Source organism: Nocardia sp. NPDC019219, from assembly GCF_040632645.1.
Lineage (GTDB): Bacteria > Actinomycetota > Actinomycetes > Mycobacteriales > Mycobacteriaceae > Nocardia > Nocardia sputorum.
Map to the genome: position 1 here is coordinate 51,146 of NZ_JBEYCG010000017.1, position 17,667 is coordinate 68,812.

General features: G+C 68.8%; 16 protein-coding genes. 8 read left to right on the forward strand and 8 right to left on the reverse strand.

Going from position 1 to position 17,667, the window contains the following annotated elements:
* Positions 1 to 30: 30 nt before the first annotated feature.
* Complete coding sequence (locus tag ABZ552_RS26825; RefSeq protein WP_357440539.1) at positions 31 to 2,565, forward strand: AAA family ATPase; 2,535 nt, start codon at positions 31 to 33, stop codon at positions 2,563 to 2,565.
* 39 nt (positions 2,566 to 2,604) lie between these two features.
* Here the strand turns inward: ABZ552_RS26825 and ABZ552_RS26830 are convergent, their stop codons facing one another.
* The 5 genes from ABZ552_RS26830 to ABZ552_RS26850 form a co-directional block, all read right to left on the reverse strand.
* Positions 2,605 to 3,150: a hypothetical protein gene (locus ABZ552_RS26830; protein ID WP_281916882.1), complete on the reverse strand. Its 546-nt coding sequence runs from the start codon at positions 3,148 to 3,150 to the stop codon at positions 2,605 to 2,607.
* Positions 3,151 to 3,298: 148 nt separating this feature from the next.
* Entirely contained in the window at positions 3,299 to 3,673 is a 375-nt protein-coding gene (locus tag ABZ552_RS26835) for a hypothetical protein (protein WP_281874970.1), read from the reverse strand.
* A 1,105-nt stretch (positions 3,674 to 4,778) separates the two neighbouring features.
* The gene (locus ABZ552_RS26840; RefSeq protein ID WP_357440543.1) at positions 4,779 to 5,525 is read right to left on the reverse strand and encodes a DUF6008 family protein; all 747 of its coding nucleotides are present in this window, start codon (positions 5,523 to 5,525) and stop codon (positions 4,779 to 4,781) included.
* Between the two features lie 181 nt (positions 5,526 to 5,706).
* Entirely contained in the window at positions 5,707 to 6,327 is a 621-nt protein-coding gene (locus ABZ552_RS26845; protein ID WP_357440545.1) for a TetR/AcrR family transcriptional regulator, read from the reverse strand.
* A 36-nt stretch (positions 6,328 to 6,363) separates the two neighbouring features.
* Entirely contained in the window at positions 6,364 to 8,832 is a 2,469-nt protein-coding gene (locus tag ABZ552_RS26850; RefSeq protein WP_357440548.1) for a phosphoketolase family protein, read from the reverse strand.
* Between the two features lie 211 nt (positions 8,833 to 9,043).
* Here ABZ552_RS26850 and ABZ552_RS26855 point away from each other — a divergent pair, with 211 nt between their 5' ends.
* The 7 genes from ABZ552_RS26855 to ABZ552_RS26885 all read left to right on the forward strand — a co-directional run bounded on the left by ABZ552_RS26855 (position 9,044) and on the right by ABZ552_RS26885 (position 15,405).
* Positions 9,044 to 9,622: an FKBP-type peptidyl-prolyl cis-trans isomerase gene (locus tag ABZ552_RS26855; protein WP_281916884.1), complete on the forward strand. Its 579-nt coding sequence runs from the start codon at positions 9,044 to 9,046 to the stop codon at positions 9,620 to 9,622.
* Positions 9,623 to 9,874: 252 nt separating this feature from the next.
* The gene (gene tig, locus ABZ552_RS26860; protein ID WP_350356346.1) at positions 9,875 to 11,251 is read left to right on the forward strand and encodes a trigger factor; all 1,377 of its coding nucleotides are present in this window, start codon (positions 9,875 to 9,877) and stop codon (positions 11,249 to 11,251) included.
* 235 nt (positions 11,252 to 11,486) lie between these two features.
* Positions 11,487 to 12,074: an ATP-dependent Clp protease proteolytic subunit gene (locus ABZ552_RS26865; RefSeq protein ID WP_039796608.1), complete on the forward strand. Its 588-nt coding sequence runs from the start codon at positions 11,487 to 11,489 to the stop codon at positions 12,072 to 12,074.
* A gap of 71 nt (positions 12,075 to 12,145) precedes the next feature.
* Positions 12,146 to 12,814: an ATP-dependent Clp protease proteolytic subunit gene (locus ABZ552_RS26870; protein WP_043721507.1), complete on the forward strand. Its 669-nt coding sequence runs from the start codon at positions 12,146 to 12,148 to the stop codon at positions 12,812 to 12,814.
* Between the two features lie 461 nt (positions 12,815 to 13,275).
* Positions 13,276 to 14,556, forward strand: coding sequence for an ATP-dependent Clp protease ATP-binding subunit ClpX (clpX, locus tag ABZ552_RS26875; RefSeq protein ID WP_281881112.1), 1,281 nt, complete (start codon positions 13,276 to 13,278; stop codon positions 14,554 to 14,556).
* Positions 14,557 to 14,704: 148 nt separating this feature from the next.
* Complete coding sequence (locus ABZ552_RS26880; RefSeq protein ID WP_281874964.1) at positions 14,705 to 15,115, forward strand: STAS domain-containing protein; 411 nt, start codon at positions 14,705 to 14,707, stop codon at positions 15,113 to 15,115.
* 29 nt (positions 15,116 to 15,144) lie between these two features.
* Positions 15,145 to 15,405: a 50S ribosomal protein L7/L12 gene (locus ABZ552_RS26885; protein ID WP_281874963.1), complete on the forward strand. Its 261-nt coding sequence runs from the start codon at positions 15,145 to 15,147 to the stop codon at positions 15,403 to 15,405.
* A 93-nt stretch (positions 15,406 to 15,498) separates the two neighbouring features.
* Here the strand turns inward: ABZ552_RS26885 and ABZ552_RS26890 are convergent, their stop codons facing one another.
* From ABZ552_RS26890 to ABZ552_RS26900, 3 genes are all read right to left on the reverse strand, one after another.
* Complete coding sequence (locus tag ABZ552_RS26890) at positions 15,499 to 16,380, reverse strand: hypothetical protein (protein ID WP_281874962.1); 882 nt, start codon at positions 16,378 to 16,380, stop codon at positions 15,499 to 15,501.
* A 224-nt stretch (positions 16,381 to 16,604) separates the two neighbouring features.
* A complete protein-coding gene (locus tag ABZ552_RS26895; RefSeq protein WP_281874961.1) occupies positions 16,605 to 17,174 on the reverse strand; it encodes a carboxymuconolactone decarboxylase family protein in 570 nt (189 codons plus the stop codon).
* Positions 17,175 to 17,282: 108 nt separating this feature from the next.
* Positions 17,283 to 17,660, reverse strand: coding sequence for a nuclear transport factor 2 family protein (locus tag ABZ552_RS26900; RefSeq protein WP_281874960.1), 378 nt, complete (start codon positions 17,658 to 17,660; stop codon positions 17,283 to 17,285).
* Positions 17,661 to 17,667: the final 7 nt, after the last annotated feature.

Sequence of the window (17,667 nt, forward strand, 5' to 3'; positions counted from 1 at the left end):
GTGGTTTTCCGGATCGGTAGGTGCGTCGGCATGTCGGAGGTGAACGGCGGCGGTGGCAACGGCCCCGCCGCGCTGGGTGAGTTCGTGGGCAGGCAGGCCGAACTGCGGCGGATCCACGCGTTGCTGGACTCGTCGAACGCCAGGCTGATCACCCTGGTCGGGCCCGGCGGCATCGGCAAGACGACGCTGGCGGTCGAAGCCGTGCGGCGGTATCGCGGCGCGGCGCGGCACACGGTGTACTGGACCCGCCTGGCCCGGCTCGCGGCAGGCGCGGAGACCGGGGCGGTCGCCGAGGAAGTGCTCTTGTCCGTCGAGAAGAACGGCATCGTGGGCCGCTCCGCGTGGGACGGCTTGCTGGAGATCTTCACCGACGACGGCACGCACCGCACGATCCTGGTGCTGGACAACTGCGAACACGTGCTGGGCGGGGTGGGCCCGCTCGTCGTCGGCCTGCTGCAGGAGGTGCCCGGCCTGACCATCGTCGCGACCAGCCGGGAGCCGATCGGCTGGATCGACGAGCATCTGGTTACCGTGCCGCCGCTGTCCAGCGTGCACGCCCTCGAGCTGTTCCGGCGGCGAGCCGAGCGCACCGGACGGCCGATTCCCGAGGATCCCGGCCAACTCGCCATCGCCACCCGGATCTGCGGGCACGTCGACAACAACCCGCTGTTCATCCGCCTGGCCGCGGCGCGGCTGCTGCACCGGCCACCGGCCATCGTGCTGCGCGAGTTGTCCGGCGACACCGCCGATCGGCGCCTGCAGTGGACGCACGGAGCCAGAGGCGGCGTCGGCGAGCGGCATCGCAGCGTGCGTGACGTGATCGCCTGGTCCTACGGCCTGTGCACCGCGCCGGAGCAGTTGCTGCTGGACCGCTTGTCGGTGTTCGCCACCGGCTGCGACGCCGAGAACGACGAGACGCAGTGCGGCGGAGCCGAGGTGGACGCGATCGTCGCGGTGTGCGCGGACGCGGCGCTGCCCGCCGAGCGGATCGAGGTACTGCTCGAGCGCCTGGTCGAACGGTCGCTGCTTTCGGTCCATCTCACCGCGGCCACGGTGCGCTATTACCTGCTGGAGAGCGTCCGGGTGTTCGTGCGCGACCGACTGGCCACGCGCGGTGACCACCTGGACGAGGCGCGCTTGCTGGCCCGGCATCGGCGGCACTACCGCGATCGCGTCGCCGCCGGCCCGGCCACCTGGTACGGCCCGCGGGAGCAGGAGTGGATCGACTGGGCGCGTGCGGCCTGGGACAACATCCTCATCGCCGTCGAGACCAGCCTCGCCGACCCGGAGGAGGCCGTGGTCGGGCTGGAGACCGCCGCGACGCTGATGGCGTTGCGCGTGCCGTTCATCACCGGGTCGAACCGGGCCATCACCAGCCTGACCGAACAGGCCCTGGAAGTTACCGCACAGGTCGATCCGCCGCCGACCCGGCTGCGGATCAACGCGACCGCGCTGGTCGGCTGGATCGCCATCTGGCAGGGCAGGCACGCCTACACCGCGCAACTACTGGACGAATGTGCCGCGGAGTGCCTCGATCCGGAGCTGCGGCACCGCTGGCGGGAGATGACGGCGATCGATGCGGGCCTGCCCGCCGCGGTGGAGTTCACCTGGGGTCTGGAACTGCTGCTGATCCATCTCGACCTGCGCGCGGTCGACGTGTTGTCCAGAGCGCGCGAGAAATTCGCCGCCTTGGGCGACCGCGCCGGAGAGCAGCGCAGTGAACTGTTCGAGGCACTCACCTACGCGAACCTCGGTGACGCGGATGTCGCGCTCGCGGCCGCGCGAGAACATCTGGACCGGGCCGTCGCCTCCGACGCGGGCTGGGCGACCTCCTGGGCGGAACTGGCCTGGATGATCGCGGTCTCCCGGCACGGCGATCCACGGGAAGCGGTGAAGCTCGGGCAGTCCACCCTGGAACGCCTGCTGGTCACGGGGGACACCTGGACGGCGGGCTGGGTCGCGCATTTCATCATGATGGCGCTGACCTACCTCCTGTCCGCCCGGCTCGAGGCGGGCGACACCGGGAGCGCCGAAGCGATCGCCGCCGCCACCGAGATCGCCCATCTGCAAGGCGGGATCGCCACGCTGCACCGTTCGATGGGCATCGTCGCCGACCGGGTGACGCTGGTGGCGCGCGGCACCGCTCGAGCTGTCGCGGCGGTTACCGCGGTCATCGGCGAGCAGGCCCACTCGGCGGCGGTTCAGCGCGGCGCCCGCCTGCGTCCCGAACGCGACGAACTGCAGTTGCTGCTGCTGGGCAGGTTGCCGGTCGACCAGCTGCCCAGCCCGCGTCCGCAGACCAGGCCGACGGCCTCGCGCTGGGACGAGCTGACGCCGGCGGAACGGGAGGTCGCCGTGCTGGCCGCGGCCGGCTGGGCCAACAGCGCTATCGCCGCGCGCCGGGGTAGCTCCATCCGGACCGTCGACGCCCAGGTGGCGTCCGTGCGCCGGAAGCTGATGGCGGCCACCAGGGCCGACATCGGCCGGCACGTCCCGGACCACCTCGCGGAGCGGATCAAGCTGGAATCCGAGCGGCGGCCCGCGCGAACGCGAACACGCCCGTAGCCGTCGCGACGGTTACGGGCGTGCGGGAGCGAGGTCGGGTCAGGTCAGGGAGCCGTCGTAGCACAGGCTCGACGACCGCCAGGACCGCTGCGGCCCGGTGCCGGGGTCGAAGGACCACTGGTCGATCGAGCCGGCGGCCTTCCACCACAGGGAGCCGCGGCCGTCCGAGACCACCTGGTAGACATCCTCGGAACCCTCGATGAGCTGGCTTCCGACGCAGTAGTCGTTGTATTCCGTGCCGTACTGGCGTGCGCCGGGGCTGAACAGGCCCGCGGGGTGGGCGTAGGCGCCCGGGTTGGGGACGGTGCTGGCCTGTCGCACGGCGTTGCCGCGGTGCCAGTAGGGCGCGCCGACCGCGTCGGTTCCGCAGCTGAAGGCCCAGCCGCCCGCGACGACCGTGGTGCCCTGGCCGTAGGCGCCACCGGCCCAGAGGCAGGCAGCGCCCTGAGCCTCGGCGGTGCCCGCGCCGAGGCTCAGGCCGCCCGCCGCCACCGCTGCCGCCGCCAGCAGGGTGAGCGTCCGTGCCGTACCGCCGCGCTTGTCGTTACACGCGGTCGTCCGGCGAAGCCCGTTGATCTTAAACATGTGCTTTTCTCTTTCGTGCGCTATCCCGGCCGGAGTGGATTTCCGGGATGGTGATGCTTCAAGTAATGTGCCGCTGAGTAGCGGTATGGTCAGTCCCGGAGGACGTCACGGAAGGTCGTGGGTGCGAGTGAGCGAGCCGATCCGGCGATCACTGGCACCAGCGGGCCTGCGGGCGGCAGACGGTGTAGCCACTGCCGTCCGGGCGGCCGACGCGCGACCAGCTGGGGCTGACGGAGGTGTCGCCCGTGGGGGTGTCGGCCGGTGCGGGCCGGCTCTGGCGCTGGTGGTAGTCGCGGATGGCGTCGTCGTGCTCGTCCGCGCGGCGCGGGTCGCTGTCGCGGTGGTTGTAACCCATCGGATCGATGTGGTGCCAGCCGTTGGTGTCCCCGGTGCCGTTGCGCGGGTCGGAGGGGTTCGAGTGCGACTCGGCGCCCGCGATACCGGCGGCGCCCGCGGTGAGCATGCCGACGATCGCGGCACAGGCGAACAGTCGCCGTGCGGCGGAGTGGGTGGTGGCGGTCATCGTAAGTCTCCGTTCGGATTTCGAGCCGTGCGCGGCAGCACGGTTCGAGCGGCGGCGGTGCGGCGAACGTCGATGGTCGGGGTTGCCGCGCGAGCTGGGGGCGGGGAAGGGATCGGGGCGGCATCCGTCGCGGAGGTGTCTTCCGCGGGGCGGTGCCGGTCGGCTCGGTCCCGGTCGTCGGGATGGGAAGAGCCCGGCCTGTCGTATCCGTGGCGGCCCGGGTCTGCGGGGCGCGGTGCCGCGACGGTCGCGTCGGGCCCGGCCAGCGCTTCGACCGGTGCCGGGGTTTCCGGCGTGGCCGCTATCGCGCTCACGATCAGCGGGCGGACGAGCCAGGTCTGTGTCCGTCGCTGGTGCGGCGTGATGCCGGTCATCGTTCGCGTCCGTTCATCTCGCCACCTCGGGATCGGAGATCGGTCCGGTGTGGTCCGATCGGCGGGTCCCTATCTATCGTGCCGTTGGATAACGTCACATTAATCGACGGGTCGATGTCTTGTCGAGCACTTTCCCGCAGTTGGGAAGGATGCTCTGTGTCTTTGTGCGGTCTGCGGCCGTCACCAGCCTCGATGTCCCCGCCATAGCGGTGGCAGTGCGGCGGGAAATGCGCTGAGCTCGAGTCGTCGCGCAGGCGAGCGCGTGTGATCGGCGCAGGCGAGACCGATGCGAGAGTTCGCAGTGATACCGATTCCCGCCGACTGTGACGCAGGCTGCGCTACCGGCCGGTGCGGACTGTGGCCCGTTGGCGCGCGGTCGCGGCCGGAGGGCGGGATGCTCGAGAGGCGCGGATGACTTGTCGGCGTGACTCGTTGCTGGGCGATGACCTCGCGCTGGTGGCCCGTCGACGTACGCACGCCTCCTTCGTGGCGGCCGACATGACCGTGGAGACTTCCGGCGGCGGGAGGCCATCTGCCTCTGATGCCAGGCATGCCGCGGCGCGTTCTCCGGGCATGGCATAGCGAAAGGGCGCCCGCCGTCTGGCGGACGCCCTTTCGCTGAATGTGCCGCTACGGTCCTGTGCGAACCGCGGCGGGCGATGTGGGAAGTCTCGGTCCGTCCTTCCGACGCCGTCGTGCGCCGCGGCGAAGGTGCGGGATCGGTCTCGCGATCAGGCTTCGGTGACCGCCGCGTATGCCGGAGCCACCGGATCCTTGGCCGCGGATACCCGACTCGGCTTCGCGGCGGCGGGCTCGCGGAACGGGGCTTCGATCACCGCGCGCTCGCGCCACAGGTAGTACAGCGCCATGGCGAAGATGCTCGTGCCGATCACGTTGGCCAAGAAGTGCCACCAGATGCGGTAGGTCGCCGCGCCGGGCCCGGGATCCAGCAGACCGAAGATGGTCGACAGTCCGATCGCCTTGGTGCCGAACGCGACCGTCAGGGTGAGCGCGAGGTGCTCGAGTCCGTGGATGCCTTGCATCAGCACGCCCATGCGACCCCATTTGCGCGCCTTGCTCTCCAAGGCGTGGTGGGTCACCAGGGCGACGCCGACCAGTCCGGCGAGGAAGTGGAAATTGCCGACCAGGTGCAGGATCTCCATCCCGAGCGCCGGCTTCATGTGGTTGACCTGACCGAACCCGTTGGCCAGGCCGGTGCCCCACGGGGTCATCCAGGCGGGCGAGTTCGGATGCTGGATCCAATAGCCGACCTGTGCCACGTGCTCCTGGAAGTGACCGATCTGGGCGACCACGCCCAGTGCGATCACGCCGAGCGCGGTGCGGAACATCCATGGGCGCAGCGGTTTACGCAACGCGACGACGAGCACGCCGACCGCCGCCCACATGACGACCATCCAGGCCACCATCAAGATCGCACCTAGGATTTCCATCCCGGTCGCCCCGGCTGTGTGGTTCATGGGGAACCGCCCTTCTGCGCGCCCTCCGGCAACGGCGACGGATGGGGGAGTTGCTACCGAAACGCGTCGAACGCGTTATCCGCAAGATACAAGGTCGCGGCTCGTTCTGTCCGAGATTTCCGAATGCCCTGGCCGTATTCACAATTGGGTGCGCGTCATACCCGGAAGGCATCAAGCGTGGTCAGGACGGTCGCAAGAAGCCCTCGACGATGCGGCGGGCGCGGTCGGCGGCATCCGGATCGCCGATCCGCAGTGCGATATTGGTCGCGCACAGCACCGCATCGATCTGGAATGCGGTCAGATCGGCATCCAGCTCGCCGATCTCACCGGCGGACGCCGCCGCGCGCAGTTCGCGCGCCAGCAGCCGCACCCACGTCCGCTGATCGCGGATGAGGGCGTCGCGAACCGGTCCCGGCTTGCTGTCGTGCTCGGCCATGGTCGCGACCCGGAAGCAGCCGCCCGCGAACAGCGGCGTCGTGGCGTAGACGATCCAGTGGTCCACCAAGGCGCGCAGGCGTGCGACGCCGCGCGGCGCGGAGCCGACCGGTTCGACCACCGCTTCCACGAACCGGTCGCGCGCGTAGTCGACCGCGGCCAGCTGCAGCGCTTCCTTCGTGCGGAACAGGGTCTGGATGCCCGCCTTGCTCAGCCCCGTGTCGGTGGCGAGCCTGCCGAAGCTCAGGCCTTCCAATCCGTCCAGTGAGGCGATGTCGACCGCCTGGCGCAGCACGGTGGCGCGCGTTCGCGCACCACGCAGCAGACGCTTGTCGGTGATCTCGGCGATCTGCGGGCCACTTTCCATACGGTCGATCGTACGGGCGTCGCCGCGGTCGCAGGCTCACGTCCGTTGGTACGGCCACCTCCAGTCGGCGACCTCCGGGATGTCCGCGCCGTGTTCCCTGGTCCACGCCCGGGCCGTCCACCGCGCGTCGACCATCTCCTGTCGCAGGCCCGCGGCCCGCTCGCGCAGGGTCGGCACCCGATCGATCACGTCCATCACCAGGTGGTACCGGTCCAGGTCGTTGAGCATCACCATGTCGAACGGCGTGGTCGTCGTACCGCGCTCCTTATAGCCGCGGACGTGCAGTTCGCCATGGTTGGTGCGCCGATAGGTCAGCCGGTGGATCAGCCACGGGTACCCGTGGAAGGCGAAGATCACCGGCCGGTCCCGGGTGAACAGCGTGTCGAACTCGCTGTCGGACAAGCCGTGCGGATGCTCGTCCGGGTGTTGCAGACGCATCAGGTCCACCACGTTGATCACCCGGACGCGCAGATCGGGCAGCCGTTCGCGCAGGATCGCGGCCGCGGCGAGGGTCTCCAGCGTCGGCACGTCGCCCGCACAGGCGAGCACCACGTCCGGCGTCGTGCCGGTCTCGTCTCCGTGGCCGGCCCACGGCCAGATGCCGATGCCGCGCGCGCAGTGCTCGGCGGCCTCGGACACCGACAGCCAGTCGGCCTGGGGCTGCTTGCCCGCGACCACCACGTTGACGTAGTGCCGGGAGCGCAGGCAGTGATCGTAGGTGGACAGCAGGGTGTTGGCGTCCGGCGGCAGGTACACCCGCACGATCGAGGCCTTCTTGTTCAGCACCACGTCCAGGAAGCCGGGATCCTGGTGGGTGAAGCCGTTGTGGTCCTGCCGCCAGACGTGCGAGGACAGCAGGTAGTTGAGGCTGGGAACCGGGCGCCGCCACGGCACCGCCGCACTGGCGTCGAGCCATTTGGCGTGCTGGTTGAACATGGCGTCGACGATGTGGATGAACGCTTCGTAACAGGTGAACACACCGTGCCTGCCGGTCAGCAGATAGCCCTCCAGCAACCCTTGGCACATGTGTTCGGAGAGCACTTCGATCACGCGGCCGCCACGGTCGAGCTTCTGGTCGCGGGGATCGATCTCGGCCTGCCAGTTGCGGCCGGTGACCTCCAGGATGTCCTGCAACCGGTTGCTGGCCAGTTCGTCGGGCGCGAAGGTGAGGAAGTTGTCCGGATTGAGTGCGGTGACCTCCCGCAGCCAGCCGCCGAGCACCCTGGTGGCCTCGTGGTCGGTCGCGCCGGGAGCGGGCACCTCGACGCCGAACTCCCGCCAATCCGGCAGGCGCAGGTCGCGCAGCAGCGCACCGCCGTTGGCGACCGGGTTGGCGCTCATCCGCCGATCGCCATCGGGTACCTGAGCGAGCAGTTCCGGCACCGGCTTGCCGCTGTCGTCGAACAACTCCTCCGGACGGTAGGAGCGCAGCCACTGTTCCAGCACCGCGCGGTGGCCGGCATCGGTGCGGGCGCCGGGCAACGGGACCTGGTGCGCGCGGAAGGTGCCCTCCACCTGGTCGCCGTCCACCATCGGCGGGCAGGTCCAGCCTTTCGGCGTACGCAACACGATCATCGGCCAGGTGGGCCGCGTCCCATCGGCGCCGTCGCGTGCGGCGCGCTGGATTCGATCGATGCGTTCCATACTCGTATCCACCGCCGCGGCCATCGCCTGGTGGACCGCAGCGGGGTCGTCGCCCGCGACGACGATCGGCTCGTAGCCGTATCCGCGCAGCAGGGCCAGCAGCTCGGATTCCGGGATGCGCGCGAGGAGGGTCGGATTGGCGATCTTGTACTCGTTCAGCGCCAGGATCGGCAGCACCGCGCCGTCGCGCGCCGGATTGAGGAACTTGTTCGCATGCCAGCTCGTCGCCAGCGGCCCGGTCTCCGCCTCGCCGTCGCCGACCACGCAGAACACGGTGAGACCGGGATTGTCCAACGCGGCGCCGAACGCGTGCAGCAGCGAATACCCCAGTTCGCCGCCCTCGTGGAAGGAGCCGGGCGTCTCCGGTGCGCAGTGACTCGGCACCCCGCCGGGGAAGGAGAACTGGTGGAACAGCGCGCCCATGCCCGCGGCGTCCTGCGGGATGTGGCTGTAGCACTCGGAGTAGGTGCCTTCCAGCCAGGCGCACGCGTTCGGGCCGGGACCGCCGTGTCCGGGGCCCGCGACGAAGACAGCGCTCAGGCCACGTTGCCGGATCGCGCGATTGGCGTGCGCCCAGACCAGATTCAAGCCGGGCACCGTGCCGAAGTGCCCGAGCAGCCTCGGCTTGACGTGCTCCGCGCGCAGCGGTTCACGCAGCAGCGGATTGCCCACCAGGTAGATCTGGCCGACCGCGAGATAGTTGGCCGCCCGCCACCACGCGTCGATCGAGTTCATTTCGTCGCGTTCCAACGGGCCCGGTACGTCCGCCAAGCGGTAGGGACGCGGGGCGACGGTTCGTCCGCCGGTGCTGCCGACGTTGTCCGCCGAAGTATCGCCACCTGCACTTGCCATGTGGGTCATGCGCTGACTCTCCTCACGTTCGGGGCATCGGGGACCGCGGCGCCACGAGGGGACCACCGTCCCGGTCCTGCGACGGTCGCCGATCGGAATCGACAACGCCAGATGGAGAATTCACCGTCAGCCTAGCCGCCGCGGGCTCGGCGCGGCGGCCCGTGCGTGTCGCGGGAAGCTCGCGCCACCCGATGCCCGTTCGTGGTCTAGGGTCCGCGGCATGCACATTCTCGGAAGGATCCTCGGTATCGGCGCCCTCGCCGCGACGACCATCGCGCTGGCGGCTTGCGGCTCGGACGACGAGCCGTCCCCCGTGACCGTCTCGCCGACGAAGACCACCGCGGCGGCCGGGGCTTCCGCGCAGCGCCCGGCCACGCAGAGCAAAGGCCGGGAGTGCACCGCCGAGGACATCACCGTCAGCGGCGAGTTCGGCGCCGCGCCGAAGATCACCGTTCCCGACAACTGTGATCCGCCCAAGCAGCTGATCGTCAAGGACTTGAAGGAGGGCAGCGGGCCCGGCGCCGCGCCGGGGCAGGCGCTGACCATGAACTACGCGCTGGTCACCTGGTCGGACAAGAAGACGCTGGACAGCTCGTTCGACCGCGGTAAGCCGTTCCAGCTCACGCTGGGCGCGGGCCAGGTCATCGACGGCTGGGACCAGGGACTCGCCGGTGTCCGGGAGGGTGCACGGCGGTTGCTGATCGTGCCGCCGGAGCTGGGCTACGGCGCGGGCGGGCGCGGGATCGCGCCGTACGAGACGCTGGTCTTCGTCACCGACGCGGTGTCGGTGGGGAAGTAGCGCGGCCGCCGAGCCACCGCCGGGTGCAGGCCCGCTCGGCCGGTCAACTAACCTGGTCGGGATGCGTGGCGTACGCCGCACCCCTCGTCGTCTCGGCCGAGGCCGGGACTCCGGTTCGGATCGGCGCCGGTGGGGGAGTGCGGCAGCCGGCGTAGGGCCGCCGCGCCCGCCGTTTCCGACCCCGGAGCGCCGGCGGCGTGGCACCGCACACAGAACGTCAACCAGTACGAACAACGAACAAGGAGCATGTCCGTGAAGAGCACCGTCGAGCAGCTGAGCCCGACCCGGGTCCGGATCAATGTCGAGGTGCCCTTCGAGGAGTTGAAGCCGGATTTCGACCGCGCGTACAAGGCACTGGCCAAGCAGGTCCGCATCCCCGGCTTCCGTCCCGGTAAGGCGCCGGCGAAGCTGCTCGAGGCCCGCCTCGGCCGTGGCGCGATCCTGGAGCAGGTCGTCAACGACGCGCTGCCCGGCCGCTACAGCGAGGCCGTCACCACCTCCGAGGTGAAGGTCATCGGTCAGCCCGAGATCGAGATCACCAAGATCGAGGACGGCCAGGAGCTCGCCTTCACCGCCGAGGTCGACGTGCGTCCGGAGATCACCCTGCCGGACTACTCGAGCATCGCGGTCACCGTCGACGCGTTCACCGTCGGCGACGAGGACATCGAGGAGCAGTTGCAGTCGCTGCGCCAGCGCTTCGGCACCCTGACCGGGGTCGAGCGTCCGGTGCAGAACGGCGACTTCGTGTCCATCGACCTCTCGGCGACCGTGGACGGCCAGGAGGTGGCCGAGGCCGCCACGACCGGCCTGTCCCACGAGGTCGGCTCCGGTCAGCTCATCGAGGGCCTGGACGAGGCGTTGGTCGGCTTGTCGGCCGGCGAGTCGAAGGAGTTCACCTCGACGCTGGTCGCGGGCGAGCACGCGGGCAAGGAGGCGGTCATCACCGTGACGGTGCAGAGCGTCAAGGAGCGCGAGCTGCCCGAGGCCGACGACGAGTTCGCCCAGCTGGCCAGCGAATTCGACACGCTGGAGGAGCTGAAGGCCGACCTGCGCAGCCGCGTCGAGCGGGTCAAGAAGGTGCAGCAGGCGGGTGAGATCCGCGACAAGGTGCTGGAGACCCTGCTCGAGCAGGTCGAGGTGCCGCTGCCCGACGCCGTGGTGCAGGCCGAGATCGACGCCGTGACCCACGACGCGGTGCACGGCTTCGACCACGACGAGGCCAAGTTCGCCGAGGCGCTCGAGGCGCAGGGCAGCACCCGCGAGGAGTTCGACGCCGACACCAAGCAGTCCGCCGAGAAGTCGGTCAAGACTCAGCTGCTGCTGGACGCGATCGCCGAGGCGGAGGGCACCCAGGTCGGTCAGGAGGAGCTCACCGAGCGGATCCTGTTCCAGTCGCAGCGCTACGGCCTGTCCCCGGAGCAGTTCATCCAGCAGGTGCAGCAGGCGGGCCAGCTCGGCGCGATCTTCGCGGACGTGCGGCGCGGCAAGGCGCTCGCGGGCGTGGTCGGCCAGGTGACCGTCACCGACTCCGCGGGCAACCCGGTGGACACCGCCGAAATGTTCGGCGCGCCCGCCGATTCGGCGGACGAGGACCAGGCCGGTGAGACGGCCGCGGCGGACGCCGAATAATTTCATGGAATGTCGGTGTGATCGTCGCCCGCGAGGTGCGCTGATTGCGCTGTGAGCGAAGAAAGGGCGGTACCGGGAGTTCGGTGCCGCCCTGCTTCGTTAATGTTTGTGACGGCAAGTTGGATGGCCCTGTCCGACCGGGTGCGGCATATCCAACCAGTGATGGCTATGTGGCAATGGGCAACGAGCCGGCGAGAGAAGGCAGGTATCCGTGACAATCAACCAGGCAGGGGTCATGACAACCGCGACTGCTGGTCTCAACCTCAGTGATTCGGTGTACGAGCGCCTGCTGCGTGAGCGCATCATCTTCCTGGGCACGCAGGTCGACGACGACATCGCGAACAAGCTGTGCGCGCAGATCCTGCTGCTGTCGGCGGAGGATCCCACCAAGGACATCTCGCTCTACATCAACTCGCCGGGCGGCTCGGTGACTGCGGGCATGGCCATCTACGACACGATGCAGTTCGCCGAGTGCGACATCGCCACCTACGGCATGGGCCTGGCCGCGTCCATGGGGCAGTTCCTGCTCACCGCGGGCACCAAGGGCAAGCGTTACGCGCTGCCGCACGCGCGCATCATGATGCACCAGCCCTCCGCGGGGATCGGCGGCTCGGCGGCCGACATCGCGATCATGGCCGAGCAGTTCGCGCACACCAAGCGCGAGCTGAACGAGCTGCAGGCGCTGCACACCGGCAAGTCGGTCGAGCAGGTCACCGCCGACGCCGACCGCGACCGCTGGTTCACCGCGTCCGAAGCCTTGGAGTACGGCTTCATCGACCACGTGATCAGCCACGCGAATCAGGCCAACGGCGCCAAGAAGTAACGCACCGGATCACCCCACAGGCCCCCGGACACCTCGAACGTCCGGCCGCCGCACCGACTTTGGAGACTCAGATGGCCAATTCGATCGACCCGCGCGCCGGCCTGTCCGGCATCGCACCGCAGAGCCCGCAGGCGCGCTACATCCTGCCGTCGTTCATCGAGCACTCGAGCTTCGGCGTCAAGGAGTCCAACCCGTACAACAAGCTGTTCGAGGAGCGCATCATCTTCCTCGGCGTGCAGGTGGACGACGCCTCGGCGAACGACATCATGGCGCAGCTGCTGGTGCTGGAGTCGCTCGACCCCGACCGCGACATCACCATGTACATCAACTCGCCGGGTGGCTCGTTCACCTCGCTGATGGCCATCTACGACACCATGCAGTACGTGCGCGCCGACGTCGCCACGGTCTGCCTGGGCCAGGCCGCCTCGGCCGCGGCCGTGCTGCTGGCCGCGGGCACTCCCGGCAAGCGCGCCTGCCTGCCCAACGCCCGCGTGCTGATCCACCAGCCGTCGCTGGAGGGTGGTATCCAGGGGCAGGTGTCGGACCTGGAGATCCAGGCCGCCGAGATCGAGCGCATGCGTCGCCTGATGGAGACCACCCTCGCGCGGCACACCGGCAAGGATGCCGACACCATCCGCAAGGACACCGACCGTGACAAGATCCTGACGGCCGAGGAGGCCAAGGAGTACGGGATCATCGACACGGTGTTCGACTACCGCAAGCTGAGCGCGCAGAAATAAGGCGCCGATCGTCGTTTCCGGCCGGGCCGGGACGGCGGTGCGAATTGCCGATCCCGGCGGCGATTCGCTCGAATTCGCTCTATCACAGGGAATTCCGGCCGGGAAGTATGCAATGGGGCATGCCGCCCGGCCGGACCGCTTACGCGCCGCCGTGGGTTCGAGAATCTGTTCGAACCCCGGCGCGGCGCGCCGGGCGGTCCGGAGGTGTCGATTGTCCGATCCGGCGAGCGCTTCGTCTTTCGGCGTCGTGACAACTCGCACAACCCGCGCGAGAAACATGCGCGAGTTGTCGACCTCCATCCCGAACACCGGGTACGGTCGACCTAGGGACCTTTGCTCCCGGTTGACAGCACTGCCCACCGGCCACGAATCAGCCGATGCGTTTGCGGCTGCGAAAGTGGTGGACAGCTGGCAACCTGGACGGACGGTTGCACGCGGACAAGGAAGTAGGGACCCACGAGATGGCGCGCATCGGAGATGGCGGCGATCTGCTGAAGTGCTCGTTCTGCGGAAAGAGCCAGAAGCAGGTCAAGAAGCTCATTGCGGGACCAGGGGTGTACATCTGCGACGAGTGCATCGATCTCTGCAACGAGATCATCGAGGAGGAACTCGCCGAGTCCAGCGAGGTCAAGCTCGATGAGCTGCCCAAGCCGGCCGAGATCCGGGACTTCCTGGAGAACTATGTCATCGGCCAGGACACCGCCAAACGCACTCTCGCGGTGGCCGTCTACAACCACTACAAGCGCATTCAGGCCGGTGACAAGGGTCGCGACAGCCGCGGCGAGACCGTGGAGCTGGCCAAGTCCAACATCCTGATGCTGGGTCCCACCGGCTGTGGCAAGACCTACCTGGCCCAGACGTTGGCGAAGATGCTGAACGTTCCGTTCGCCATCGCCGACGCCACCGCGCTGACCGAGGCCGGATACGTCGGCGAGGACGTCGAGAACATCCTGCTGAAGCTGATCCAGGCCGCCGACTACGACGTCAAGCGCGCCGAGACCGGCATCATCTACATCGATGAGGTCGACAAGATCGCGCGTAAGAGCGAGAACCCGTCGATCACCCGCGACGTGTCCGGTGAGGGCGTGCAGCAGGCACTGCTGAAGATCCTGGAGGGAACCCAGGCGAGCGTGCCGCCGCAGGGCGGCCGCAAGCATCCGCACCAGGAGTTCATCCAGATCGACACCACCAACGTGCTGTTCATCGTGGCGGGCGCCTTCGCGGGTCTGGAGAAGATCATCTCCGACCGCACCGGCCACCGCGGCATCGGCTTCGGCGCCGAGGTGCGGTCCAAGGCCGAGATCGACACGACCGATCACTTCGCGGATGTCATGCCCGAGGACCTGATCAAGTTCGGCCTGATCCCCGAGTTCATCGGCCGTCTGCCCGTCGTGGCCTCGGTGACGAATCTGGACAAGGAATCGCTGGTCAAGATCCTGTCCGAGCCGAAGAACGCGCTGGTCAAGCAGTACGTCCGGTTGTTCGAGATGGACGGGGTCGACCTCGAGTTCACCGATGACGCGCTGGAGGCCGTCGCCGACCAGGCGATTCTGCGCGGCACCGGCGCGCGCGGCTTGCGGGCGATCATGGAAGAGGTCCTGCAGCCCGCGATGTACGACATCCCCAGCCGCGACGACGTCGCGAAGGTGGTCGTGAACGCGGACACGGTCAACGACAATGTGCTGCCCACCATCGTGCCGCGCAAGCCGCAGCGTTCGGAGCGCCGGGAGAAGTCGGCGTAATACGGGTGTGGCGACCCCTCCTCGGGGGTACTCCTGCGTGAGGGTTGAGCAAACAGCCTAGTTCCGGCGGCACTCTGGTCCGGAGCGCATTGGTATCCGCAAGCGATCCGTCCGGAGATTCGCTGCGGGCGACAGGACCGAGGTCCGCATGTCGGCAGGCTTGGCCAACCCCACGTACGTTCTCAACGCTGCTCGCAATGCCGATCACCCCGCCGAGCGGCTCAAGATCTCCGTTACCGCCCCGAGCGATCTGGTCACGCTATGCGCGCTCGCGGGGGAGGTCGACCACTACACCGTCGAGGTGTTCCGCCGCAGGGTGATCGGCTCGCTGGGCACGGCGGCGCCCCTGGTGGTCCTCGACCTGTCCAAAGTGACGTTCTTCGGCGTCGCCGGGCTGCATGTCCTGGTGGACGCGCGGTCCGTGCTGACGCAGACCGGGCGCAGGCTGCGCCTGGTCACCGGCACGCGGTGTGTGGACCGGTTGCTGCAACTGTCCGATGATCTCGGGCGCTTCGAGACCAGGACGAGCCTCGCCGACGCCGTACTCGACGTAGCTTGACGCGCGCCGCCGGTCGTTACGATCGGATCATGTTCGCCAACCGGCGCTTGGAGCGCAAGGTCGACGCGTTGCACGTCAAGCTCGATCTCATCATGGCCCAGTTGGGCATCGAGGCCCCTGCGGTCGCACGTCCGCCTGCGGTGCCGCACGTCCCGCGGGGCGACGGCATGGTCGAGGTCGACGCACTCCTGAGGCAGGGCAAGAAGATTCACGCGATCAAGCGGTATCGCGAGCTGACGGGGTGCGGGCTGAAAGAGGCCAAGGACGCGGTCGAGCGGCGATACCCGTAGTAATAGGTCCGCCGCTTCGCACCGCCCATCGCGGGGGTGCGAGCAGTCGCCCCGCGACGTGACAAAATCTCTGCTGCGTTTACCGAGCGATATCTAGCTGTGCGCGCCCTGCACCATCGGGGCGTGCAGATCCAGCGAGAGGCCGGTGTCCGCACCGGTGCGGATGTTCTCCGAGGAGCGTTCCGGCAAGGGGTCGTGCCCGGTGGGGTCGGGCAGGCTCCGCACCTGCTCGGTGGCGTAGCTGATGGCGCGTCCGTACCGCGCGCTCGCCGCGTCGTGGATGAGCAGCGCGACGCCGATCATCACGGGGGCGACCCCGTGCACGGCGGCGTCGAACCACCGCCCGGCACTCACGTACGGGTAGGTGTTCAATCCCACGGTGAGCGCGAGCAAGGCGACCTCGGCCGCCGCCACTTGGCTGCGGTTGTCCAGCACGCCCCACTCGGTGACCTTGTTCGTGCCGATCATGATGATGATCAGCGACACGCTGATCATCGCTTCGAGCAGGTAGCTGAACCAGTACAGCGGATCGGTCGGTCCGCCCGGCGCGATGTTGTGCTGGACGTTGACCGCCGACCACAGCATCCCGGCGGCCACCACGCCCGCCAGCGCGCCCAGCGACCAGGAGCGGTGCCGGTACAGCGACGCCAGCCTGGCATGCGGGCTGGACGCGCGCCGCTGCGCGGCGATGGCCTTGCGCGCCAGCAGCAGGTCTCGGATCTCGGCCTTCTCGATGGCCTCCGCGGTGTGCCGCGACCGGTCGGAGGCCGAGGCGGACGCCTCGGCCTGCTTCCAGCGCTGGTCGCGATCCTGGGTCCGGATGCGTTCGGCCAGTTCGCGTTCCGCGAGCAGTTCCTCCTCCGACAGCGCGCCGGTCAGTGCCGGGTCGAACTGGTAGGCGAGACGGCCGCGAGCCTTCTCGACTCGTCTCGCCAGCCGTGCGACGTCATCGTCCGGGGTCTGTTCGTCGAGCATGCGGCTCCAAACGGTTGAGCGGAGGGGAACTCGAGAAACCGAAGACGCCGGCACGGCCCGCCGAGCGGCGAAATCCGCCACGGCAGTTCGCCGACCGCGATACGGCCAGCCGACGTCAACACCTCATATTCTTAGTGCATTCCGGGCCGGAGCGACAGTCCGGAGTGGCCGCGGCGCTGAAAGACCAGGTCGGCCTGAACGTTTCCGCAGCGCCACGGCCCTTTTCACGCCCAGGGCACCCGGCACGAATCGGTGCTGAAGCCCTGCGCGGTGATCCCGAGCGCCGAATTGAACCGCGCGCGTGAGTTTTCCAGTGCGATGTGATAACTGAGTTCCACGACACCGGCACGGCCGAAGCGCCGCTCCAGGTCGGCGACCTGCTCGTCGGTGACCGCGGTCGGCGTGGCCGTCATCGCGTCGGCGTAGGCGATGGCGGCGCGCTCGTCCTCGGAGTAGAGCGGCGAGGTCGCGTAGTCCGCGATGTGCTCGAGCCGTGCGACGTCCAGCTCACCCAGGCGCATGAGCATGGCGCCGAAGTCGACGCACCAGGAACAGCCGATGGTCCACGCCGTGCGATAAACCGCGATCTCGCGGATGACGGCGGGCAGGGCGGTGCTGGCTTTGTCGACCATGGTCTCGTGGATCGCGCCGGCCCGCAGCAGTCCCGGATGGTTGGCGGTGACGGCGAAGGGCTCCGGCACTTCGCGGAAGCGGCGCTTGGCCAGCCGGTAGAGCAGCTTGGTCGTCGGTCCGGCCTGCTGCGGGGTGACGGCGGCGATACGGGTGGCGCCCATGTCGATCTCCTTCGATCAGCGGATCTGGTTCCTACTTCTCGGACGAGAGACCGTGCCGGAATGTGATGGGGCCGCGATGTGACGTGGCGCACCCGGCCCCCGCGCGCGCTACTCGGGCTCGACCCGCATGTCCTCCTGGCTCCAGTAGGCGCGCATCCCGGTGATCCGGCCTTCCTCGTCGAACTCCATCACGTCGATCGGCGACAGGACGAAGCGCTGTCCGCCGACCTTGGTGACGATGGTGAACGGGAACGCGGCCTGATTGCCCGCGATCCTGACGTCCTCGGGCCGCAGCTCGGTCTCCCGCTCCAGCGCGGCGATCACCTCGTAGAACTCGCGGATGGCGGCGTGGCCCCGCTTGGGTGGGGTGCCGACCGGGTCCTCCACGACCGCGTCGGGCGCGTACAGCTCGACGATGTCCTCGGTCGGGCCCGAGCCCACCAGCTTGACGTACTGCTCGACCACGTCGCGGATCTGCTTGGCCATCGAGTCT